At 38.1% G+C, this 20,436-nt stretch carries 19 protein-coding genes, 2 pseudogenes and 3 other annotated features; of the genes and pseudogenes, 3 read left to right on the forward strand and 18 right to left on the reverse strand.

The genetic code is table 11. The features are described from left to right. Nucleotides 1-2 precede the first annotated feature (2 nt). Nucleotides 3-1,037 carry a phenylalanine--tRNA ligase subunit alpha gene (pheS, locus tag MUN87_RS04915; protein WP_244746561.1) on the reverse strand — a complete coding sequence of 345 codons (1,035 nt, stop codon included), beginning with the start codon at nucleotides 1,035-1,037 and terminating at the stop codon, nucleotides 3-5. 54 nt (nucleotides 1,038-1,091) lie between these two features. Further along, nucleotides 1,092-1,333, reverse strand: a binding site (T-box leader). Between the two features lie 76 nt (nucleotides 1,334-1,409). Further along, entirely contained in the window at nucleotides 1,410-2,153 is a 744-nt protein-coding gene (locus MUN87_RS04920) for a TrmH family RNA methyltransferase (RefSeq protein ID WP_244746562.1), read from the reverse strand. A 100-nt stretch (nucleotides 2,154-2,253) separates the two neighbouring features. Between MUN87_RS04920 and sspI the strand changes: the two genes are divergently transcribed. Both sspI and MUN87_RS22270 read left to right on the forward strand, forming a co-directional pair. Continuing rightward, entirely contained in the window at nucleotides 2,254-2,466 is a 213-nt protein-coding gene (gene sspI, locus MUN87_RS04925; RefSeq protein WP_244746563.1) for a small acid-soluble spore protein SspI, read from the forward strand. A 375-nt stretch (nucleotides 2,467-2,841) separates the two neighbouring features. Then, nucleotides 2,842-3,471 (forward strand): lytic transglycosylase domain-containing protein, encoded by a 630-nt coding sequence (locus MUN87_RS22270; protein WP_255840637.1) that lies wholly within the window; start codon nucleotides 2,842-2,844, stop codon nucleotides 3,469-3,471. A 753-nt stretch (nucleotides 3,472-4,224) separates the two neighbouring features. On the opposite strand, the gene MUN87_RS22355 is transcribed toward MUN87_RS22270, so the two are convergent. From MUN87_RS22355 to MUN87_RS04975, 8 genes and pseudogenes are all read right to left on the reverse strand, one after another. Further along, nucleotides 4,225-6,894, reverse strand: a complete 2,670-nt coding sequence (locus tag MUN87_RS22355; RefSeq protein WP_305037439.1) for a family 43 glycosylhydrolase — start codon at nucleotides 6,892-6,894, stop codon at nucleotides 4,225-4,227. Between the two features lie 540 nt (nucleotides 6,895-7,434). Next, complete coding sequence (locus MUN87_RS04945) at nucleotides 7,435-8,061, reverse strand: YczE/YyaS/YitT family protein (protein ID WP_244746564.1); 627 nt, start codon at nucleotides 8,059-8,061, stop codon at nucleotides 7,435-7,437. Between the two features lie 51 nt (nucleotides 8,062-8,112). Beyond that, nucleotides 8,113-8,256: pseudogene (locus MUN87_RS04950) on the reverse strand (FMN-binding negative transcriptional regulator); the annotation flags it as partial. 5 nt (nucleotides 8,257-8,261) lie between these two features. Further along, nucleotides 8,262-8,583 (reverse strand): annotated as a pseudogene (locus MUN87_RS04955) (MarR family transcriptional regulator); the annotation flags it as partial. A gap of 320 nt (nucleotides 8,584-8,903) precedes the next feature. Continuing rightward, nucleotides 8,904-9,737, reverse strand: coding sequence for a dihydrodipicolinate synthase family protein (locus MUN87_RS04960; protein ID WP_244746565.1), 834 nt, complete (start codon nucleotides 9,735-9,737; stop codon nucleotides 8,904-8,906). A 213-nt stretch (nucleotides 9,738-9,950) separates the two neighbouring features. Beyond that, on the reverse strand, nucleotides 9,951-10,541 hold the full coding sequence (locus tag MUN87_RS04965) for a GNAT family N-acetyltransferase (RefSeq protein WP_244746566.1): 591 nt from the start codon (nucleotides 10,539-10,541) through the stop codon (nucleotides 9,951-9,953). Between the two features lie 133 nt (nucleotides 10,542-10,674). Then, nucleotides 10,675-11,757 (reverse strand): M42 family metallopeptidase, encoded by a 1,083-nt coding sequence (locus tag MUN87_RS04970; protein ID WP_244746567.1) that lies wholly within the window; start codon nucleotides 11,755-11,757, stop codon nucleotides 10,675-10,677. Nucleotides 11,758-11,775: 18 nt separating this feature from the next. Then, complete coding sequence (locus MUN87_RS04975; protein ID WP_244746568.1) at nucleotides 11,776-12,261, reverse strand: dUTP diphosphatase; 486 nt, start codon at nucleotides 12,259-12,261, stop codon at nucleotides 11,776-11,778. 124 nt (nucleotides 12,262-12,385) lie between these two features. On the opposite strand from MUN87_RS04975, the gene MUN87_RS04980 reads away from it, so the two are divergent. Further along, nucleotides 12,386-12,769: a sigma-w pathway protein ysdB gene (locus MUN87_RS04980; protein ID WP_244747886.1), complete on the forward strand. Its 384-nt coding sequence runs from the start codon at nucleotides 12,386-12,388 to the stop codon at nucleotides 12,767-12,769. Nucleotides 12,770-12,775: 6 nt separating this feature from the next. Here the strand turns inward: MUN87_RS04980 and MUN87_RS04985 are convergent, their stop codons facing one another. From MUN87_RS04985 to dnaI, 8 genes are all read right to left on the reverse strand, one after another. Next, nucleotides 12,776-13,357, reverse strand: coding sequence for a TVP38/TMEM64 family protein (locus tag MUN87_RS04985; protein ID WP_244746569.1), 582 nt, complete (start codon nucleotides 13,355-13,357; stop codon nucleotides 12,776-12,778). A 58-nt stretch (nucleotides 13,358-13,415) separates the two neighbouring features. Continuing rightward, a complete protein-coding gene (locus MUN87_RS04990) occupies nucleotides 13,416-13,757 on the reverse strand; it encodes a DUF1294 domain-containing protein (RefSeq protein ID WP_369414003.1) in 342 nt (113 codons plus the stop codon). Nucleotides 13,758-14,720: 963 nt separating this feature from the next. Then, nucleotides 14,721-15,077 (reverse strand): 50S ribosomal protein L20, encoded by a 357-nt coding sequence (rplT, locus tag MUN87_RS04995; protein WP_244746571.1) that lies wholly within the window; start codon nucleotides 15,075-15,077, stop codon nucleotides 14,721-14,723. A 62-nt stretch (nucleotides 15,078-15,139) separates the two neighbouring features. Beyond that, nucleotides 15,140-15,334: a 50S ribosomal protein L35 gene (gene rpmI, locus MUN87_RS05000; RefSeq protein WP_244716090.1), complete on the reverse strand. Its 195-nt coding sequence runs from the start codon at nucleotides 15,332-15,334 to the stop codon at nucleotides 15,140-15,142. A 58-nt stretch (nucleotides 15,335-15,392) separates the two neighbouring features. Next, nucleotides 15,393-15,896, reverse strand: coding sequence for a translation initiation factor IF-3 (gene infC, locus MUN87_RS05005; RefSeq protein WP_244747887.1), 504 nt, complete (start codon nucleotides 15,894-15,896; stop codon nucleotides 15,393-15,395). Nucleotides 15,897-15,972: 76 nt separating this feature from the next. Next, nucleotides 15,973-16,105, reverse strand: a sequence feature (ribosomal protein L20 leader region). Nucleotides 16,106-16,263: 158 nt separating this feature from the next. Next, nucleotides 16,264-18,210, reverse strand: coding sequence for a threonine--tRNA ligase (gene thrS, locus MUN87_RS05010; protein ID WP_244746572.1), 1,947 nt, complete (start codon nucleotides 18,208-18,210; stop codon nucleotides 16,264-16,266). Nucleotides 18,211-18,287: 77 nt separating this feature from the next. Next, nucleotides 18,288-18,518, reverse strand: a binding site (T-box leader). 40 nt (nucleotides 18,519-18,558) lie between these two features. Next, nucleotides 18,559-19,407 carry a sporulation protein YtxC gene (gene ytxC / locus MUN87_RS05015; RefSeq protein WP_244746573.1) on the reverse strand — a complete coding sequence of 283 codons (849 nt, stop codon included), beginning with the start codon at nucleotides 19,405-19,407 and terminating at the stop codon, nucleotides 18,559-18,561. 93 nt (nucleotides 19,408-19,500) lie between these two features. Then, nucleotides 19,501-20,436, reverse strand: coding sequence for a primosomal protein DnaI (dnaI, locus tag MUN87_RS05020; protein WP_244746574.1), 936 nt, complete (start codon nucleotides 20,434-20,436; stop codon nucleotides 19,501-19,503).

Below are 20,436 nucleotides of genomic sequence, written 5' to 3' on the forward strand. Positions count from 1 at the left end.
CCTTATGCTTGATGGTACTGTTTCAAGAATCGAATGTCGTTCGTATAGAAATGACGTATATCATCGACACCATATTTCAGCATAGCAATTCGTTCTGGTCCCATACCGAAGGCAAATCCGCTATACTCTTTTGGATCATAACCAGCCATTTCTAATACACGAGGATGTACCATACCAGCTCCTAGAATTTCAATCCATCCTGTTTGTTTACAAACACTGCACCCATCCCCATTACAAACCTTACAGGAAATGTCCATTTCAACCGATGGCTCTGTGAAAGGGAAGAAACTAGGGCGTAAACGGATTTGACGATCTTCTCCAAACATTTGTTTAGCAAAGCGGTCTAATACCCCTTTCAAATCGCTCATACGCACATTACGATCCACATACAATCCTTCTATTTGGGTGAATTGGTGAGAATGCGTTGCGTCATCCGTATCACGACGGTACACTTTACCAGGACAAATCATCTTAACCGGACGTTCACCTTTAATCATATTCATCGTTCGTGCCTGCACTGGTGATGTATGCGTACGCAGTAAGATATCTTCAGTAATATAGAAAGAGTCCTGCATATCTCGTGCTGGGTGACCTTTCGGTAAGTTTAGTGCTTCGAAATTGTAGTAATCTGTTTCTACTTCAGGACCTTCACGAACTTCAAATCCCATACCGATAAAAAGGTCTTCAATTTCTTCGACTATACTCGTTAACAAATGCTTGCCACCAGTTGGTACAGGACGCCCTGGCAATGACACATCAATGGTTTCTTCTGCTAGTTGTTTTTCTAACTCTTCCGCTTCCATTGCTGTTTTCTTTTCATCTAATGCATTTGCAATATTGCCACGAACCGTATTGGCTAATTCACCAATGACAGGTCTCTCTTCTTTTGATAACTTCCCCATGCCTCTTAATACTTCTGTAATGGGACCTTTTTTACCTAAATACGCAACACGCACATCTTGCAATGCTTGCAGTGATGTTGCTTCATCTACTTTCTTTAATGCTTCTTGTTCCAAGGCTTGCAATTGTTCTTTCATATTTGGAACCTCCTTTTTAATTTCAAAAACAAATAAAAAAAGCCCCATCCCTATAAAAGGGACGAGACTGTATGTATCGCGGTACCACCCTTGTTGATACAGCAAATCAAGCTATATCCACCTCAGTAATCAGATAACGGTTTTCCCGGAACACCTTTACTTGCTCGAAGCAAGGTCCAAGTGTCAGCTCCAGAGTGAATATTCAATATGTACTCGCCAGAAACACTTCCAGTCCACGGTGCTTCCTCCCTATAAACGATTCATGACATATCTACTGACTCTTTCGTCGCTTTTTATAATTGTTTTTACTTAATATAGTATAAGCAAGCTTGCAGCGGGATGCAAGTCCTTGTTCTTTTTTCTTTAAAAAATTTAAGCTTTTTTTACGGTAGCATACATAAGCACTGCTGCAGCAATACTGACATTTAATGATTCCGCCTTGCCATAAATCGGGATCTTTACATTTTGATCGGCTTGTTCCATTATTTCCGGAGAAACACCATCTCCCTCATTTCCAACAATAATAGCTACCTTATCAGGGATGGCTAAATCATGATAATATGCAGCATTGCTTAAGCCGGTAGACCAAACCGTTACACCTTGTTGCTGTAGTTGATCGATGCTGTCTTTCAAATTCGCTTGATAAATATCCATATGAAAAAGGGAGCCTTGCGTAGCACGAATTACCTTATCATTGTACAAATCAACGGTCCCGTCTCCTAGAATGACTGCATCAAACCCTGCTGCATCCGCTGTGCGAATCATTGTTCCGACATTTCCCGGATCCTGAACTCTGTCAATAAGCAATGCTCGGGATATCTTAGCACTATTTATTTCTTTCTTGTGAACGACAGCCAATACACCCTGTGGATTCTTTGTCTCCGTTATCGCCATCATGACATTGTCTGTCACTTCATGCAGCGTACATTGTTTCCAATCCGTTTCTATATCGGATCCTGTTTGATAAATAATCTCTTCTATTTTCCAATCGCTTTTAATCGCTTCCTCGATTAAATGATACCCTTCTATGAGGAATTTTCCTTCCATATCTCGCTCTTTTTTCTTTTTTAGTTTGCGCCAGCTTTTTACTTTTTCATTTTTCACAGATGTTAACATGTCTACTTCATTCCTCTTCTTTAATTGCTTCTATCATACATATTATGACACATTCAGGTCAAACTAAAATGAAATAATGAGAGAAAATGGGGTGAAAAAGATGGATTTGAATTTGCGTAAAGCAATTATTTCCAATGTAACCGGAAATAATGCCAACCAATTAGAAGCTACAATCGTCGACGCCATCCAAAGTGGCGAAGAAAAAATGTTACCTGGCCTTGGTGTTTTATTTGAATTATATTGGCAACATGCAGAAGAACAAGAAAAAACAGAAGTACTGCAAGCTCTAGAAGAAGCAGTTAGTCAAAAATAACAAGAAAACGTCGCAGTTCACGAAGAGCTGCGACGTTTTTGCTTGCACGTTAGGAAGTATAAAATTTTAGCATAGAAGCAGTTCGACGTAGTGAAATTTTAAAATGTACCAAGAATAAGAAAAAAATACGGCACTCGCTAATGGACGAGGCGAATGCCGAATTTTTCTAATCAGTCAAGCAGTTAAGCTGTATTGCCATATGGTCATTTTGAAATAGTTTTTCTGCATAGCAAAGCTAGTCACAGTCACCTGCTGCAGTGCTTAGCATTAGATCATTACAATTCCCACATTACTTCTTACAAAATCGATTGCTTTTTCTAATGATTAAAGGTATAGTGAACGTAGTTATATCTTACTAAAAGGGAGATTATATCATTGAACGTTCAATCATTCTATCCACTCATACAGATGCAGGCTATGTCTACGATAACCGGTACAGGTAATAGTACTTCTTCCTCATCCGATTTCTCGCAGCTCCTCCAATCTGTTATGAATGATTCCGTACAAGCCTATACGACTAATAACCAGATTCCAGCTGAACAATTTTTAAATGCTACTGCTACAAGTCAATCCATTCGTGATATGTTAGCAATCAACGTGGAAAACAATATATCAACTAAGCAACCGAACCAAGACATACAATCGATTATAGAACAAGCTGCCGCTACCTTTAATATCGATGCAAAATTAATTGATGCGGTAGTTCAAACGGAATCAAATTATAATCCGGATGCTGTCAGCCAGGCAGGTGCGCAAGGGTTAATGCAATTGATGCCTGGAACTGCAAGCGGTCTAGGTGTGACAAATGCATTTAATCCAACAGAAAATATTTTTGGCGGCACGCAATATTTAAAGAACATGCTGGATCGATATGATGGCAACAAATCACTTGCATTAGCTGCTTACAATGCCGGCCCTGGAAATGTTGATAAATATCAAGGAATCCCACCTTTCGCTGAAACACAAGCATATGTCAAGAAAGTTCTTGGAAGTTACTTAGCATAACGAAAAGCTAGTAAGACTCTGGAATAACAATATATAATAAATGAAAAGCCGAACATAATATGAATTCTTTTCAAAGAGAAGATTCATGTTATATTCGGCTTTTTTCCTACGCTGTATGGATATACTGCGAAGTAACTTTAATTCAGATAGTGACAAAGCAGGAATCAAATAATTAGGAGAACTCTTTATTCCAAGTGGATCATTTTGACATTTTTAATATACTAAGCAAAGCTCCGGAAATAGGCTCCCCGTCCTATGGGAGTCTCCGCCTATTTCCCACGCTTGAGGGAAGTGCTACAACTTATGTAACAACAAAAAGCAGTCGTGCTAGGAAATGGATTTCATCAATTAAGGTGTAAGTCTTGCAGATTGTACTTCATATCCTAGCTCTCGCATAAATTGTGGAGCTATACATCAGCGTAGGCCAACCACGGAGACTCCCGCGGGATTGTGCAGGTGCTGGAGATCCACTTTGTCTGCACCTGCGTCTACTAGTAACGCTTCGAAGTAGGCTTTCTCGGTGCAAGGCAGCAGTGAAGTAATTCGTGTAGTTGCCTAGCTCCAGCCGTGCCCCGCAGGACGCGGAGTGGTTGGACGGAGCGGTATCCAAGCACAAACGCTATTTCAAAATGGACTCAAAGCATAAAGTTAATGAAGCCTAACCAAATTTTCTTTACTGCGCAGTTTCCTTCTACTATATTGCTCAATCATGTTGTTGCATTCACGCGTCTAACATGTCCCAGCCTTTTTTCATTATGATTCATTTCTTTTTCGTCTAGTTACAAGATAAGCAGTTGCTCCGATACAAAGTAAACCAATTCCCGCTAACATCCAGCTGTACATTCCTGTCGCTGTATCTGGCAGACTATGTTCTTTCTCATCATCCGTCGGAGTAGCTGCTTCCTCTTCAGTGGAATTATTTTTATTAGAGTCTTGTCCTTCCTCTTCATCCTGAGAAGTGTCCTCCGTCACTGTTTCTTCTTCATTTTCTTCTTCGGTAGTACCTTCATCTGTTCCTTCTTCTTCTGTTTCATCATCGCCGTTATTACTCGTTGACAATTCAAAAGTACCTTCTGCAAGATAATTTGTTACTTGATCTTGACTAAGCACCTGATTATTATAGATATACACTTCATCCATTAAACCTTGAAATGGTGTGTCCCAATAATTTACTCCCAATCCAAATTCCGCATCCAGTTTCGTAAATACATCAGGAAACTTTGGCATTTCGGATACTTTTTCACCATTGATATAAATGGTTAATGCACCTTGATCGACTGTAAAAACTACATGACTCCATTCATCAAGTGGTATTTGCATTCCCGTTGAACCATCAAACCACTCTTCACCTGACCATAACAACGTTTCATCTCCAAAGCCGTTCGGCAAAAGGCTAACCCAGCTGTTATTTGCTGACGCACCGAAGAAAGAGGTCGTATACCCTGATAAGTCACTCGGTTTTAACCATAACGCAACGGAATACGAATAACTGTTAATCAAACCATCAGGCAGCTTAACACCTGATTCGCCATCAAACTTGGCTGCTTTACCGGATTGACCTTCCACAAAATCAATTGTACCACCTGTATTGTTCAATCGATTACCTGTTAACGTTCCATCTTCAACATTCCCGGTACTATCACTTAAATTATCTTCAAAGTTATAATGCGCCACCAGCCCTTTAAATGTTTCTGGCAGGACGGTTAACTCAAATGCCTTTTCCTGGCTAGCTTCCCCTTTCTTCAAATGGGCAGTTAATGTAACTGCTATAGGCGCTTCTCCAAAAGCAGGTCGCTGAATTTCGCCATCATTATTCACTACTTCCTGATTAGAGGATTCCCAAGAAATTGTGACTCCTTGTTCACCTTCTTTTGGAAGCGTGAGATCTTTCATGATATTGTCAGCATTATCAATTGTTAGATCCCCTGCTACAATATCAACAATCTCCTGATCAGAAAATTGACTCACAGCAGACTTAGCACCCCAAGCGCTTAATCCATTTCCAACGACTGTCGTGAACGTAATTGACTCCTTCTGAGCAACAGGATCCCATTGTTTCAGCACCACACCCTGATAGGAATTATTTTCTACAGTAAGTGTTATATTACTACCATCTAAATTCCATGTACCATTCACATCACCGCTAATGGAATGATCTTCATTTAATTCGATGGGAACAGACTCATCTATTACATTACCTATTTCGGATGAGTAATTAATAAATTTATAACTGCCTGCAAGTTCCTCTTCTGTCACACTCGCCAGCGATTCTTCACTGTAACGGAACGGTGCAACGACAGGCCAGCCCTGTTCATTCATAAAAATTTGATGTACTCTTATTTCATGCGTTTCCCCTCTGCTAGGAAAGCGTGTATGAAAAATCAAATATTGCTCTCCGGTTTCTTCATCTACATAGACGGAATTATGCCCAGGAGACTTATATCCAGTTGGGTTACCGGATTCTCCGAAATTCTTTTTAAATAAATGATTACCAATTAATTTCGTGCCTGTAGGTGCAATCGATTCATCGTCATAAAATGTTCCCTCTTGCCCTTTTACATCAATCATCTGATTTCCCTGGATATCTGTGTAAGGACCGTCTGGATTTTCAGAACGTGCTACGCGAACATTGTAGCCGCCGTCCGAGGCAAGCCCACCATAAGATAAATATAAGTAGTAATAGTCAGTCTGTTCGTTATAAACTATATATGGCGCTTCGATTCGACTATGATTTCCTCCAAGTAATTTCTTACCATACCCTTGACCCTCTTTAGGAAAACCTGTCTCCGGATCTAATTCAAGAATAAAAATACCACCAGAATAAGACCCATAAACCATCCATAGCTTTCCGTCCTCATCATAAAAAACATCAGGATCAACTACATTCGGTTGTTTAGTAGCATCATAAACTTCAGGATAATGTTGATCATCATAAGGAGTTCCATCAATTGTAGCTGATTCTTCTTCTGTCATGCCTGATCGTAGTATCAGACCTAAATCTTCATACGGGCCATCAACACTATCAGATACAGCTATCCCCATCGCGGACCTTGGGGAGGAACCTTCACAAGCATTATAATACATGTAATACTTGCCGTCTTTTTTTAGTTTAATAACATCAGGAGCCCATAATGTGTCCGACTGTGCCCAGGATAATGCCTCTTCTAATTCAACTGTTACATCATTAAATAACGAGTTAGCAGGTGTAACACCATCGCCTTCTATCAACTCCCAATTCATCAAATCTGGTGTTTTAGCTGCAGCAAGATGCGAGCCAAATACATAAAATTGATTATTGGCAAAAATGACAGACGGATCGTGAACAGATGCATTGGTATAACTTGGAGGTGCCTCTTCTTCAGCTGCCTGTACCGGAATCACCAGCAACACAAAAATTAATAATAACATTACTATTTTTCTCATACACTAACCTCCTCTAATATGAATAACTCATACATATATAAAGCGATTACATTTCAAATTTTATTTTATGTAATTATCTATTCATTTAAATTATCGCCTCCAATAAATTAACTATTATAATAATCTCTTTTAAAAAACAAAACTTAAATATATGTATAAGTTAACTAATTAAACTTTACTATATTTTGAAAGCTCTTACAAGAAGGAAGTGATATGAATTTCTCTAGATTTAATCCTTGCGGTATTTAGATAACAGACATCCAAAGAATCAATTAAAAAACCAAATACAACACAAAATAGCATCAAAGCGTGTTTCGTGCTATATTCGGCTGCTTCTTGCATAGTATGAATATACTGCGCAGTAAGTGACTTTGTATTGTTACATTTGGTTTGTAATAATAATTTTCCAATACTACTTATTTAAATACCAATCTAGTTACAGATATGGAATCAGCAGCAACTGGTTCCATATACTTATTTTAAAGTCGATTCATTCGTCGATATAGGTCCTTCCTAAGTAATGGCGAGAGGATGATTTCGTTATGGATTTGCCTTTTGTGTAGGACGTTTATAAAGAATGACCCAAACATATGGGCGAACCCGCTGGATTATAACACCCGTGATTAATGCATTTAGCAATGTTCCAATACCAATAGCACCATTGAAGAAGAAAGCAATAATTATTAATAGAATACTAATGATCGCCCGTGACCAACTAAAAGACCAACTTGTTTTATCTGTTAAAATAACCATCGAACGGTCCATAGGATTTGGTGCAAAATTTGATTCTAAATAAATAGCAATACCTATTCCACTAAAAAGAATACCTAGTAATACTAATAAAACTTGTTCTACTAAATAATCAGGTATTAACCATTCTCCAAATAACAAAAGCCACGTATCAATGCCAACTCCTGTAATAAGGGAGGTTAATATAGCTAAAAGTTCTGGTCTTGCTTTTAAAGCTACTGCATTAAGCAAAACTATAGCAGACCCAACAACGATTTCCCAACTACCTATGGTTAATCCAAATGTTCGATATAAACCAACAAGTAATGCATCAAATGGTGAAGTGCCTAATTGGGATTGAATTGTGAGAGTAATTCCTAGTGTTAATATGGAAATCCCAATAAAATATATCAGAAATGATTTACCGATTTTTCTCATTTATTTCCCCCGTTTTCATAATCATATAATGCTAATTTATATATTATCATCCTCAAACATTCTCCATTGAAGGTTTACATAAGCCATATGTCCAGTTATAAAGTATTCATCCCCATGTTTATGTAACTCCAAAGATAAATGAGTAGAAATAGGTTTCCCCTTTTTTGTTGTTACAACTGTTCCGAAAGCGTTCATTATTTGGAATAATCATTTTCTCTTTTAATAAAAGGATAAACATTTTTTCCTTTCTCCGTTGGAAAGAGCTTCTTAATTTTTTTTATTTTCATCTTCTTGCTTTTCAATAAAGCCATTAATTTCAAGTTTATTTATAACACGAGCTGCTGTTGTACGATCTACTTTTATCATCTCAGCCAACTTTTCTTGGATAATTGCTGGGTTTTCACATATTCGTACAATGTATAGATACTGTCCTTTTGTAAGGTCATATTTTTTAAATTCTATATTACTTATAGAATCTAATGCCCTTGCTATCATTCTAATTTCACGTAGAATTCCCTTCATAATTAACTACTCACTATGTTTTGTTGCAAATACAACAAAAATGTAATGTGCTAAACATAACTTATTTTTGTTGAATTTGCAACAAAATAACAATGATAGATTTCATTTTTAGTACATTACCAGAATGAGGTAAAAACTATTCTTACGAGAATGGTTTTTACCTCTTATTCAACATAACTGTACATTGTTTAATTATGATTCCAATCATTTAACACAAAAGGAACTGCCACGTCGACAACTCCTTATTGAATATTTGCCCTCGGTATTTTAAGTGCAGCAATTCACAAAAATATTACATAATTAGATAAATATGATAGTAATCAGTCTAAAATATTACCTAATGGACTCCTACACCCCCCCATTGGAATACCCTTTTGATTAATATTTTTTTTAATATTCACAATAGCATTTCCTTGATAAATTTGCTTCAAAATATTTTCCGTTTTTACGCTTTCTTGTTTACTTACTTTTTGTTTCATAAGAATTTTTTGAAACCATTGACTAATTTCTGTCGGTGAAACATTCCCAGCAATAGAAGAAAGACGATCATATCCATGTAATACTTTTTCTTCTAAATCCACTTCTCCACCAGCATAAAAATAAACATCATTTCTATGCATATCATTTTTTATTCGTTCAACTTTTTCTTTGTTTCCAGCATCTTTTATTCCAACCATTAAGTCTATTTTACTTAATTGAATAATACTCTTCTCTGATAAATCAAATCCAGTTCTTTTTGGATTATTATATAAAATTGTAGGTTTATTACTAAGGTCAATAATCCGCTTTGTGTAAACGAATGCTTCTTCTTGTGTCGGTATAACATACGGTGGATACCCAAGCATGATACCTGATATTCTTGTGTGACGAATCTTTTCAGCTAATTCCTCTGCTTCTTTCTGTCTAATTGAAGCTACCCCAAATATAATTTCCATATTACTAATGAGTTCTTCTTCCAATTCTAAACCGTTTATTATTTCAATTTTCTCTTGGAGGTTTAGACTATGCTGCTCTCCAGTAGTTCCAGAAACAAGAACAGATTTTACTCCTTGTTTATACAAATCTTTTATATGACTTATTGTTCCTTGAATATTTAAAGATTCATCTTCAAAAAAAGCTGTTGGCACAGCAATATGAACTTTTTCTGTCAGCATTATGTTATCCCCTTTATCCTTTTTATCTACTTAAAATAAAGCTTCGTTACTTTAAGTACAATAGTTCACAAAATAATTATATTTTAACATAAATATCCAATTAGAGGATCGTTATGTTCCTTCACAATCATACTTTATTTGCTGCGTAGTATCAGTCTAATGCGTATTGCTTTTATGCAATTAGAATGGTTTTTTTATAGCTGAACTGTTCGTTTACTTGCTATCATATTTCATATATATCAAATAATCGATACCGCTTTTCTTACTATGTTTAGGTTTTATCCGTTTAAATTCTTTGAATCCTAACTGCTGATAAAGCTGGATGGCTCTTAAGTTCACGTTGGCAACTTCCAGAATATACTGTTGGTAAGGAGAGAGTTTCTGCACATATTGTAATAGAGCAGTCGCAATACCTTTTTTTCTATACGCAGAGGCGGTGGCGACAAACTCTACAGATGCAAGTTTTGAACCTGTAAGTACAGGCTGCTTCTCAAATTCTGGTTTTAGGAATTTATATGCTATCATTCCTTTGAACAGGCCTAAATGTTTCATTATCTTCCTCTTATCTAAAGTGACAGATTGCTCAAAGCTATCCGTACAGGCTGTTATCCCTGCCATTTCACCTTCAACTAGTGCACAATAAAAAACGTTTAGATTAAACATATGTTCCAACGCTTGTGCTAATCTTTGCTTATCCTGTGTAAAAAACGTCAGTTCATGTCCAAAACCATCGACAAAAATTTCACTTATTCGCTTCCTGTACACCTCGCCCAGATCGCTAGCTCGAACAATTTCTATAGACATATTACCATCCTTCCACTATCAAACGTGCATGTTCAATAGGATTACTGCTGTGACTCCGCTTATTCCCATTCTGGACTATTGAAAAAAGGATAGGTAAAGTAGCTTCACCTATCCTTTCCTTTTGCCTATCCAATTACGAAAATGTAATGGTATCGACAGTATTTCTATCTAATTTCTTAATAACTTCCACGATCAGTTTCACAGCATTTTCAAAATCATCCTGATGCAGAATTGCCGCATGCGTATGAATATAGCGCGTTGCAATTGTAATGGACAATGCTGGTACACCGTTAGCTGTAACATGGATGGAACCGGAATCCGTTCCTCCACCAGCCATGGATGAATACTGGTAAGGGATATTATGCTGTTCCGCTGTATCTACAACAAAATCTCGTAAACCTTTATGCGATACCATGGAAGCATCATATAAAATGATTTGTGGTCCATCCCCGATCTTACTGTCTGCCTCTTTGTCAGACACACCTGGTGTATCTCCTGCGATACCTACATCAACGGCAAAACCGATATCCGGTTCTATCGCATTTGAGGAAGTCTTTGCACCACGTAAGCCTACTTCTTCCTGTACAGTTGCAACACCGTAAACACGGTTTGGATGTTGTTCATCCTTCAACTGACGCAATACTTCGATAGCGATTGCACAACCAATGCGGTTATCCCAAGCTTTTGCCAATAATAATTTCTCATTTTTCATTTGGGTAAATTCGAAATATGGAACAACTGAATCTCCTGGTTTCACACCGAATTCCTGTGCTTCCTCTCGGCTGGATGCACCAATATCAATAAACATATCCTTAATCTCTACTGGTTTCTTACGTGCTTCCGCTGATAAAATATGCGGTGGTTTTGAACCAATAATACCTGTAACATCTCCTGTTTTAGTTAAAACCGTTACACGTTGAGCAAGCATTACCTGGCTCCACCAGCCACCTACTGTTTGAAAATAAATAAAACCTTTGTCATCGATCCGGGTAACCATGAAGCCAACTTCATCAAGGTGACCTGCTACCATTACCTTCGGCCCATTGGCATCGCCATTCTTTTCAGCGATAAGACTGCCAAGATGATCCGTATACACTTTATCAGCGTATGGACTGATCCATTTTTTCATCACTTCACGAGCCTCTTTCTCATCACCAGGTACTGATCTCGCATCCGTTAATTCCTGTAACATTTTTAATTGTTCATTCGTTGACATGTAATGACCCTCCTCTGATTAATAGCCTTGATTCTGACGCTCAAAGTTTACCTTATTCTTGTCCATATAAGCATTTTTTATATCTTCTGCCGTAAAACCTAATGCTTCTCCAAGCGTTATATATGTATTAAATACTTGATGATATACCTTGATAGAAGGTGTATCTTTGAGCGTTGAAACAGCATGATATACTTCTAGAAATAATGCCGGCAATTCATGGTCTTGTCCTTCTGGCTTGGACTCATACTGTTCCAAACCGAGTTCCAATCCTAAAGATAAAATGAAATGAATGCCATCCACATATTCTTCTAAAATCACTTGTTTATCACTTGGCGGTTTGACACTCCAATACTTAAAGCATCTTGTTTCATTCGCTAACTCACCAACTTCCACAAGCAGCGCTAAAATCTTTTTATCGAATACATTTTCGTTTTTCAATTCATGTTGTGATAAAATGTAATTATCTAACTGTTGTTGCATGTCAAAAAGTGTCTGCCAATTCATTTTATTCTCCCTTTTACATTTGGATTCATTATTATTATAGCACGATTTCATTATTTTTTTGAAACCAAAGCTATTTACATACGTATTACTAGTAAGAAGTCTTCTAAGTTAGGAGTTGGACATGATGATCGTCATTTTATTTCGCTTGTTAGTTATTATCGCAATGATTGTACTCATTTATACGGCATATCAATATCTCGTGAATCCAAAGCGCAAGCTGGAAGTTGCAGAGGAAAAGAAGGAATTCTACTTTCTGGATTTCAATGATAATATAAAAAAGAATTTCTTTATTACGTATAAAGGATTTTTATTCGAAGGGGAAAAATATCTCGGAGCGACAGAAGATGCTTTTGAAGTCATCAACATTGTGATGCATACGAAAAGCCCGGAAAAGTTAAAAGGATTTGAGCGTAAGGATATTTATTTCCTTGAAGAAGAAATTCTGATTCGATATCCTCACGCTGAGATCGAGTGGAAATATCCGATTAATAAACTTCAGCTGAAATAAACAGCTTCACGAGACCGGCTTTTCTTGAAAAAATGTATGCCATTTAATAATAACTTGCTTTTTGCGAACGAAATAAGCAAGTATTATAATGGTACAGACTAACGGTATCGCATAATATACGGATATTTCCTGTATGGTTCTCCCTAATGTAGTATAAAAAATGGCAACAGGAATAACGGTAAATAAGGTTGTGCGCAGATAAGCCGTAAAACTGACTGATTTCTGATAGATACAAAATGACATTAGGTGAAAATGTATAAATGGCAACATGCGTAACAGCATAATTTGTACGGTATTAAGGGAAAGTTGATCTCCTAGCAAGCGCTTCTCTAACTTTTTGCAACGCGCTTCTATTGCAGGTAAAAGATGAATGATCATATAGAAAATCACGCTCGAAATTACTAAACCAATAATGGAGTATATGGTACCTGCCCACAAACCGAACAACAGACCACCTGTTATACATAAGAGCAATACCGGAATAAACAATAATGGTCGTAAGATATGCATCATGATGAACAGCACCGGTGCCACAAATGCATAGCTTTCCATCACCTTTAATTGGCTAATCATTTCGATCGGTATCATGATCCTCATCTCCTTCATTGAAGTATATGACAAGAGACGAGCTGTTATGACATCAGCGTTACATAAAGTAGAGCAACACTGCGATCTGGATTGCTATGATTAGAGGCAGACCTATTACGAAAGTACGGTGCTGTGTTTTATGTCGAAACATATACATCCCAAACGTGGCTCCACAGGCCCCTCCTGCAATCGCCAATAACCATATTCTCTTCTCCGGAATCCTCCATTTGTGCTGGCGTGCCTTCTGTTTGTCCATCCACATCGTAAAAAACGCTACAAGGTTGATAATCATTAAATAAATATACAAAGCTAATTCTCCCCTCCGGTTATATCCTAACCAGGACGCCATCCTCTCACAGCATGCGACATTTGCAAAATAATATATGGTTGCTATATGCATAAGAAAAAACGGGCATAAACCACCCGGTCCTAAATGACTTCATTAATAAACAACTTCCTATAATATGGATTATGTAAACAAAGGCTGTATTGCAGAATGGTCATTTTGATATAATTTATCTGCTTAGCAAAGCTCCAGAAATAGGCTCCGCGTCCTGTGGGCACGGCTTCAGCTAGGCTGCTACTTGTAAATGCTTCTTTGCAGCCTTGTGCCGAGGAAGCTTACTTCAAAGCTATGCTTGCAGACACAGGCACAAATGAAGTGGATCTTCAGCTCGCGCTGATTCCACGGGAGTCTCCGCCTATTTCCTACGCTTGAGGGAAGTGCTACAACCAATGGAACAGCAAAAAGCAGTGGTTCTTGGTATTTTTCAATAGCTATTATATATGCATGAAATCAATATGCTAGCTCTGACAAAAATTGTAGAGTCCCAATTCTAGCGTAGGCCAACCACGTAGACTCCCGCGGGACAGGCAGGCGCTGAAGATCCACTTTGTGAAGTGTCCTTCTTCACAAAGTTAGCTTCAGCCGTGCCCCGCAGGACGCGAAGTGGTTGGCCGGAGCGGTATTCCAGCACATAAAAAATCTCAATATAGATGCTTGGCTAGTAGTGCTTAGTTTACATAATCCATATTATAGGAATTCATCTTTTCGTTCAATATGATTACTTGCTAGGACTGTACTGATATAATGAATGGTTCATTACTGGAACAAAGGCGCAAGCGCCCGTTTAGAGACGTAGCGAGTGGACCGAATCAACTGAGATAAAGGAATCACGGTGAGCTTGCGAATCGATGATGACTTATCGTAGGGCGATTTCGCGAAGTCGCCTAGTCTCTGGGCGCTGGAGCCGGACGTGGCCGTTTCTGTCAGCGAACATCATATAGCCCAAAATTTATTCTTTCTTGACCTGGCAAAAAAACGGATAGCTCCTGTTCAGAACTATCCGTCAAACTTTTCAACTTATTTTAAAGCAGATTTTGCTTGATCTGCTAATTGAGCAAATGCTTTTTCGTCGTTGATTGCTAAATCAGCTAGCATTTTACGGTTTACTTCTACACCCGCAAGTTTTAATCCGTGCATGAAACGGCTGTAAGAAAGGTCATTCAAACGTGCTGCCGCGTTAATACGAGAAATCCAAAGTTTACGGAAATCACGTTTTTTCTGACGACGGTCACGGTAAGCATACTGACCTGATTTCATTACTTGTTGTTTTGCTGTTTTAAACAACGAATGCTTAGCACCATAATAACCTTTAGCTAATTTTAATATACGTTTACGACGTTTACGTGTAACTGTTCCACCTTTAACACGTGCCATAATAATTCCCTCCTAAAATCGATCAAATCTGTTGTAGTTTTAATGTCTGTTCAAAATCTAACTTATTTCGGTAACATTTGTTTGATACGTTTGTAATCCCCTGCTGATACAAGAGCAGATTTACGTAATTTACGTTTTTGCTTTTGAGATTTGTTAGCAAATAAGTGACTAGTATAAGCGTGAGAACGTTTTACCTTCCCACTACCTGTTTTTCTCATTCTTTTAGCAGTTCCGCTGTGTGATTTCATTTTTGGCATTGTAACTCTTCCTCCTTGAAACTAGAATCTATTTAACTGTCGCCTTCTTAGCGCGTTATTATTTTTCGTTTACAGGCGCAAGCATCAAGAACATACTGCGGCCTTCCATTTTGGCTTTTTGTTCCACCGTAGAAAGGTCTTTGCATTCTTCTGCCATACGTTCTAATACTTTCTGACCTAATTCTTTATGGGTAATCGCACGCCCACGGAAGCGAATAGAGACTTTAACTTTGTCCCCTTTAGATAAGAATTTACGTGCATTACGAAGCTTCGTATTAAAGTCATGCTCTTCAATACCAGGACTAAGACGTACTTCTTTGACGTTAATGACTTTTTGTTTCTTACGAGCTTCTTTCTCTTTCTTTTGCTGCTCAAAACGGTATTTACCGTAATCCATGATCCGGCATACTGGTGGTTTTGCCTTTGGCGCAACCAATACTAGATCTAAATTTCTTGTTTGAGCAATGTCTAGCGCTTCTTGGCGAGATTTAACTCCTAATTGATCCCCATTTGAATCAATGAGACGAACCTCGCGTGCCCGAATACTCTCATTGACGTTCATATCTTTGCTAATAATCAGCCACCTCCGAAATATAATCAAAGCGTAATGAAACATGACCATTGACAAGTTAAAGATTTTCACAAAAAAAGTGTCGGTACACATACGGCACCCACACATCCTGTTATTTCATTACAATAAAGTCGGATATCATACCTGTCAACTACAATTTGTGTCAATCAGGTGAGAAGCGGGTGCTTCTACTTGTCTTTTCTGATCATATTTAATTTACCTAAACTATCTTAGCATCCATTTAGAAGTTTGTCAACAACTCGTTACATTTTTGTTCTTAAATTAGATTTTATTCTGTCAACCGGCTATTCTTTAGTTATAAAAAATGCATCCTCCTCGTCGGAAGATGCATTTTTGTTTATTTCTTACGCAACACTTTCTGCTGGATTTCATCAAGAATCAGTGATTTGAAAGCGTCAAGTTCTAAAGTTTCGGAATCTTGCTCGCCATATCGTCTTACATTCACAGCACCTGCTTCTACTTCCTTATCGCCTACAATTAAGGCGAATGGAATTTTAGCTGTTTGTGCTTCGCGGATTTTATAGCCAATTTTTTCATCTCGCTCGTCTACCTCGACACGAACACCTGCGAACCGTAATTCTTCCTCTACTTTTTTCGCATAATCAGCGTGTGCGTCCGCTGAAACAGGTATAATTCTTGCTTGGTTTGGTGCTAACCAAGTAGGGAACGCTCCTTTGTACTCTTCAATCAGGAAAGCAACAAAACGTTCCATGGTCGACACGACTCCACGGTGAATAACGACCGGACGATGTTCCTTACCATCTTCGCCGATATACGTCAGATCAAATCGTTCCGGTAAATGGAAATCTAATTGCACAGTCGACAATGTTTCGTCTTTACCGAGTGCTGTTTTCACTTGCACATCAAGCTTCGGTCCGTAGAATGCTGCTTCGCCTTCTGCTTCTACATACTCCAGATCCATTTCTTCCATTGTTTCTTTTAACAATGACTGTGCTTTTTCCCACATTTCATCGTTATCAATGTATTTCTCTGTGTCTGCCGGATCACGATAAGATAAACGGAAGTAATAATCATCGATACCGAAATCCTTATATACATTTTTGACAAGCTCTACAACACGGATAAATTCGTCTTTTAATTGGTCAGGACGTGCAAAAATATGGGCATCGTTAAGCGTCATTGCTCTTACACGCTGAAGACCTGCAAGTGCACCGGACATTTCATGGCGATGCATTGTGCCTAATTCTGCAATTCGAACAGGCAGGTTACGATAGCTGTGCAGCTCATTTTTGTACACCATCATGTGGTGAGGACAATTCATTGGACGTAAGATAAGCTCTTCATTATCCATTTCCATAGGTGGGAATATATCATCTTGATAATGATCCCAGTGTCCACTTGTTTTATATAGTTCTTTACTACCTAAAATTGGCGTATATACATGGTTGTAACCCAATCTTTCCTCTAAATCAACAATGTAACGTTCAATCGTACGGCGGATTGTAGCACCATTCGGCAACCATAACGGTAATCCTTGGCCAACTTTTTGCGAAATGGTGAAGATACCTAATTCTTTGCCTAGTTTACGATGGTCACGTTCTTTTGCTTCTTCACGTATACGCAAATAGTCATCAAGCTGGCTCTGCTTTTCGAAAGCAGTCCCATAAATACGCTGAAGCATTTTGTTATTGCTGTCACCTCTCCAGTAAGCACCAGAAATACTTAACAGCTTAAATACTTTTAGTTTACTTGTTTGTGGCACATGAACACCACGACATAAGTCAAAGAATTCTCCTTGCTCATATAACGTGACGGTTTCCCCTTCTGGAATAGCTTCTAATAATTCCAGTTTCAAATCGTCACCAATTTCTTCATAAATCGCTTTTGCTTCTTCTCTCGTAACTTCTTTGCGGACTACTTCCAGATTCTCATCCACAATACGCTTCATTTCTTTCTCGATGCGCGGTAAATCCTCTGGTGTAATCGATACTTCCATATCAATATCATAATAGAATCCATCTTCTATGGTTGGTCCGACACCTAATTTGACATTACTGTACAGACGTTTAATCGCTTGTGCCATTAAATGCGCTGTCGAGTGTCTGGCAATTTCCACGCCATCGTCAGACTTTATTGTTACAATTTCAATAGCACCATCTGTTGCAAGTGGTGTACGTAAATCATAGAATGTACCATCTAATTTGATGGCTAATGCCTGTTTTTTTAATCCTGGTGAAATAGACGCTGCAATGTCTTCACCAGTTGTCCCTTTGTCAAAAGATTTAACATTTCCATCTGGAAACGTAATGTGAATCTGATCCAATGGTAACACACTCCTTTTTTTCCTCAGTTGCTTAGCTTATGACGACAAACAAAAAACGCCCATCCCCCTACTAAAAGTAAAGGGACGAGCGTTAATACCCGTGGTTCCACCCAAATTCCTGCAAATGATTACAGGCGCTTGCTAAATCGATAACGATGATTACTCGCTGCTAATTACTAACATATGTGTTCCTCAGCAGTGCTCAGAGGTGGTAACAGTTTGCGGTCATACAGAAAACTTTCAGCCGTGGTTTCCTTCTCTAATCAAGTAAGCCTTTCAAACTATCTTGTCCTCGTCAAAGCCATTAATACTATTATGCGCTAATTATAACGATTGCTGCAGAAAAAATCAAGACTCTTTTTCCTCAGAGGAGAAAAAAGGAAAGTATTCCACTGGATAAAACGTACAGCGTTCCTGAAAAATTGTCATTATTGTATGAGTTCTTGATTCGAATTGATCTTCGCCATATAAGTAAACATGGTTCGGTGCTAACATAATTAATGGGGATACATCCCATTCTTCTTGCTCCAGTCCGAATATAAATAACGGGAAACGCGTTTTTAATTCTGTGAATTCCTCGATTGTATACTGATCACCGTTATCTTTATGAATAAGAAAATGCTCCCCCTGTAATACATGCACGACATCCACTTCCGGTGTTTTTCGTTTGATGAACTCACGTATGGAATGAATGAAATCCTGATATTCTTCTTCTCTCTTGAACTCGTCAATCGCCATCCCGACCATATCTGTAAGTAAATCGATGTAATGATGAAGCCTAAAATGAATAATCGAATCAAATTGAACATAACTTGAATCAATTTGCATCGAAAAGATCGTGGTCAGTGTATCACGGAGTTCATGCTGATGAATCCTGTCTTCATAAACGGATTCATCTTTCTCAAGTAAGGATCTGGCAATCGCAGTAATACGCTCGATTTCCTCCTGACTTGAAAAATAATATTTTTTTCTTAATATATGCTGAATCATTGCTGTCTCACGGCACTGAATAAATATCCTACTCAGTAATGGCGCTAAATACCGCTTCGCATCGTCCAAAATCATTTCCTGCTGAAGTGAAAGCTGAATTTGATTTTTTTTCGTTCGCTTACGGTTTGCCTTCCAAACACTTTCTTGTTTTGCAAGCTGATAGAACACTTCTGCTTCACTGTCTTGTTCAAAGTATACTTCTAACACATCTCATCACCCTCATCACCATCAAACTGGTATATTATATGGGTGAAAATGAAAAAAAATAACCTCTGTCCTATGATTAGACAGAAGTCATGTTTATTCACTCGATCGAAAACGATGCGATAACTCGATCGGTTTACTTAGTTGTTTAATTCGTTCAATAATACGACCTGCTTTGATTGTTTCCACATCGCCGCGGTTAGAGGTCGACAAATGGTATTCCAATTGTTCCAAATTATAATTAGAAGTAAAGAATACAGGTAATTCCTCCATCATCCGATATTGTAAAATTGCACCCAACACTTCATCGCGGAACCAAGGAGAAATGGATTCAGCCCCGATGTCATCGAACATTAGCACCTGAGCGGTTTTAAATGATTCCAGCTTCTGTTGAAATTGATTATCACCGATTGATGCTTTCATCTCGCGAACGAATTCTGGCATATAAATTATATCCGACTTAATGTAATGCTTTTTCAACTCATTGGCAACGACACCAAGTATATAAGACTTACCTGTTCCAAATGGGCCGTGTAAGTATAAGCCTCTGTGATAATTATTTTTAGAGAAATGCTGGACGAATTCAATTACTTCTTTCACAATTTCCTTCCGTTCATAAGAGGATGCATCCATCTCTTCCAGTTTCGCTTGTTTGATTTGCTTTGGAATATATAAGCTTTGTACGAGCTCTTCTTTCTTCTGTTGTGCTTCTTGATCCAATTTATTATGACATTTTTCATAACGAAGTGAAATATCGTTGCTGTCTACATCCAAATGTGGTGTATAGCCTTTTATTATATTTTTGCATCCTTCGACATTGGGACAATCTGCACAATTTTTAGAAGCTTGCTGATATTCATACAGCTTCATCAAATGCCGGTTAATGTCTTGTTCATCCAATTCGACATGCTCACTTAAAATCGCCTGAATATCCGGGTCATTAATGACACTTTCCCGTTGTTGGGTAAATTGTTGTTTCATTTGTTTATTTTCATTCATCCATTTTTTCATAGCGGACTGGATTGGCTCCAT

It is taken from the genome of Gracilibacillus salinarum (assembly GCF_022919575.1).
In the GTDB taxonomy this organism is placed as follows: domain Bacteria; phylum Bacillota; class Bacilli; order Bacillales; family Amphibacillaceae; genus Gracilibacillus; species Gracilibacillus salinarum.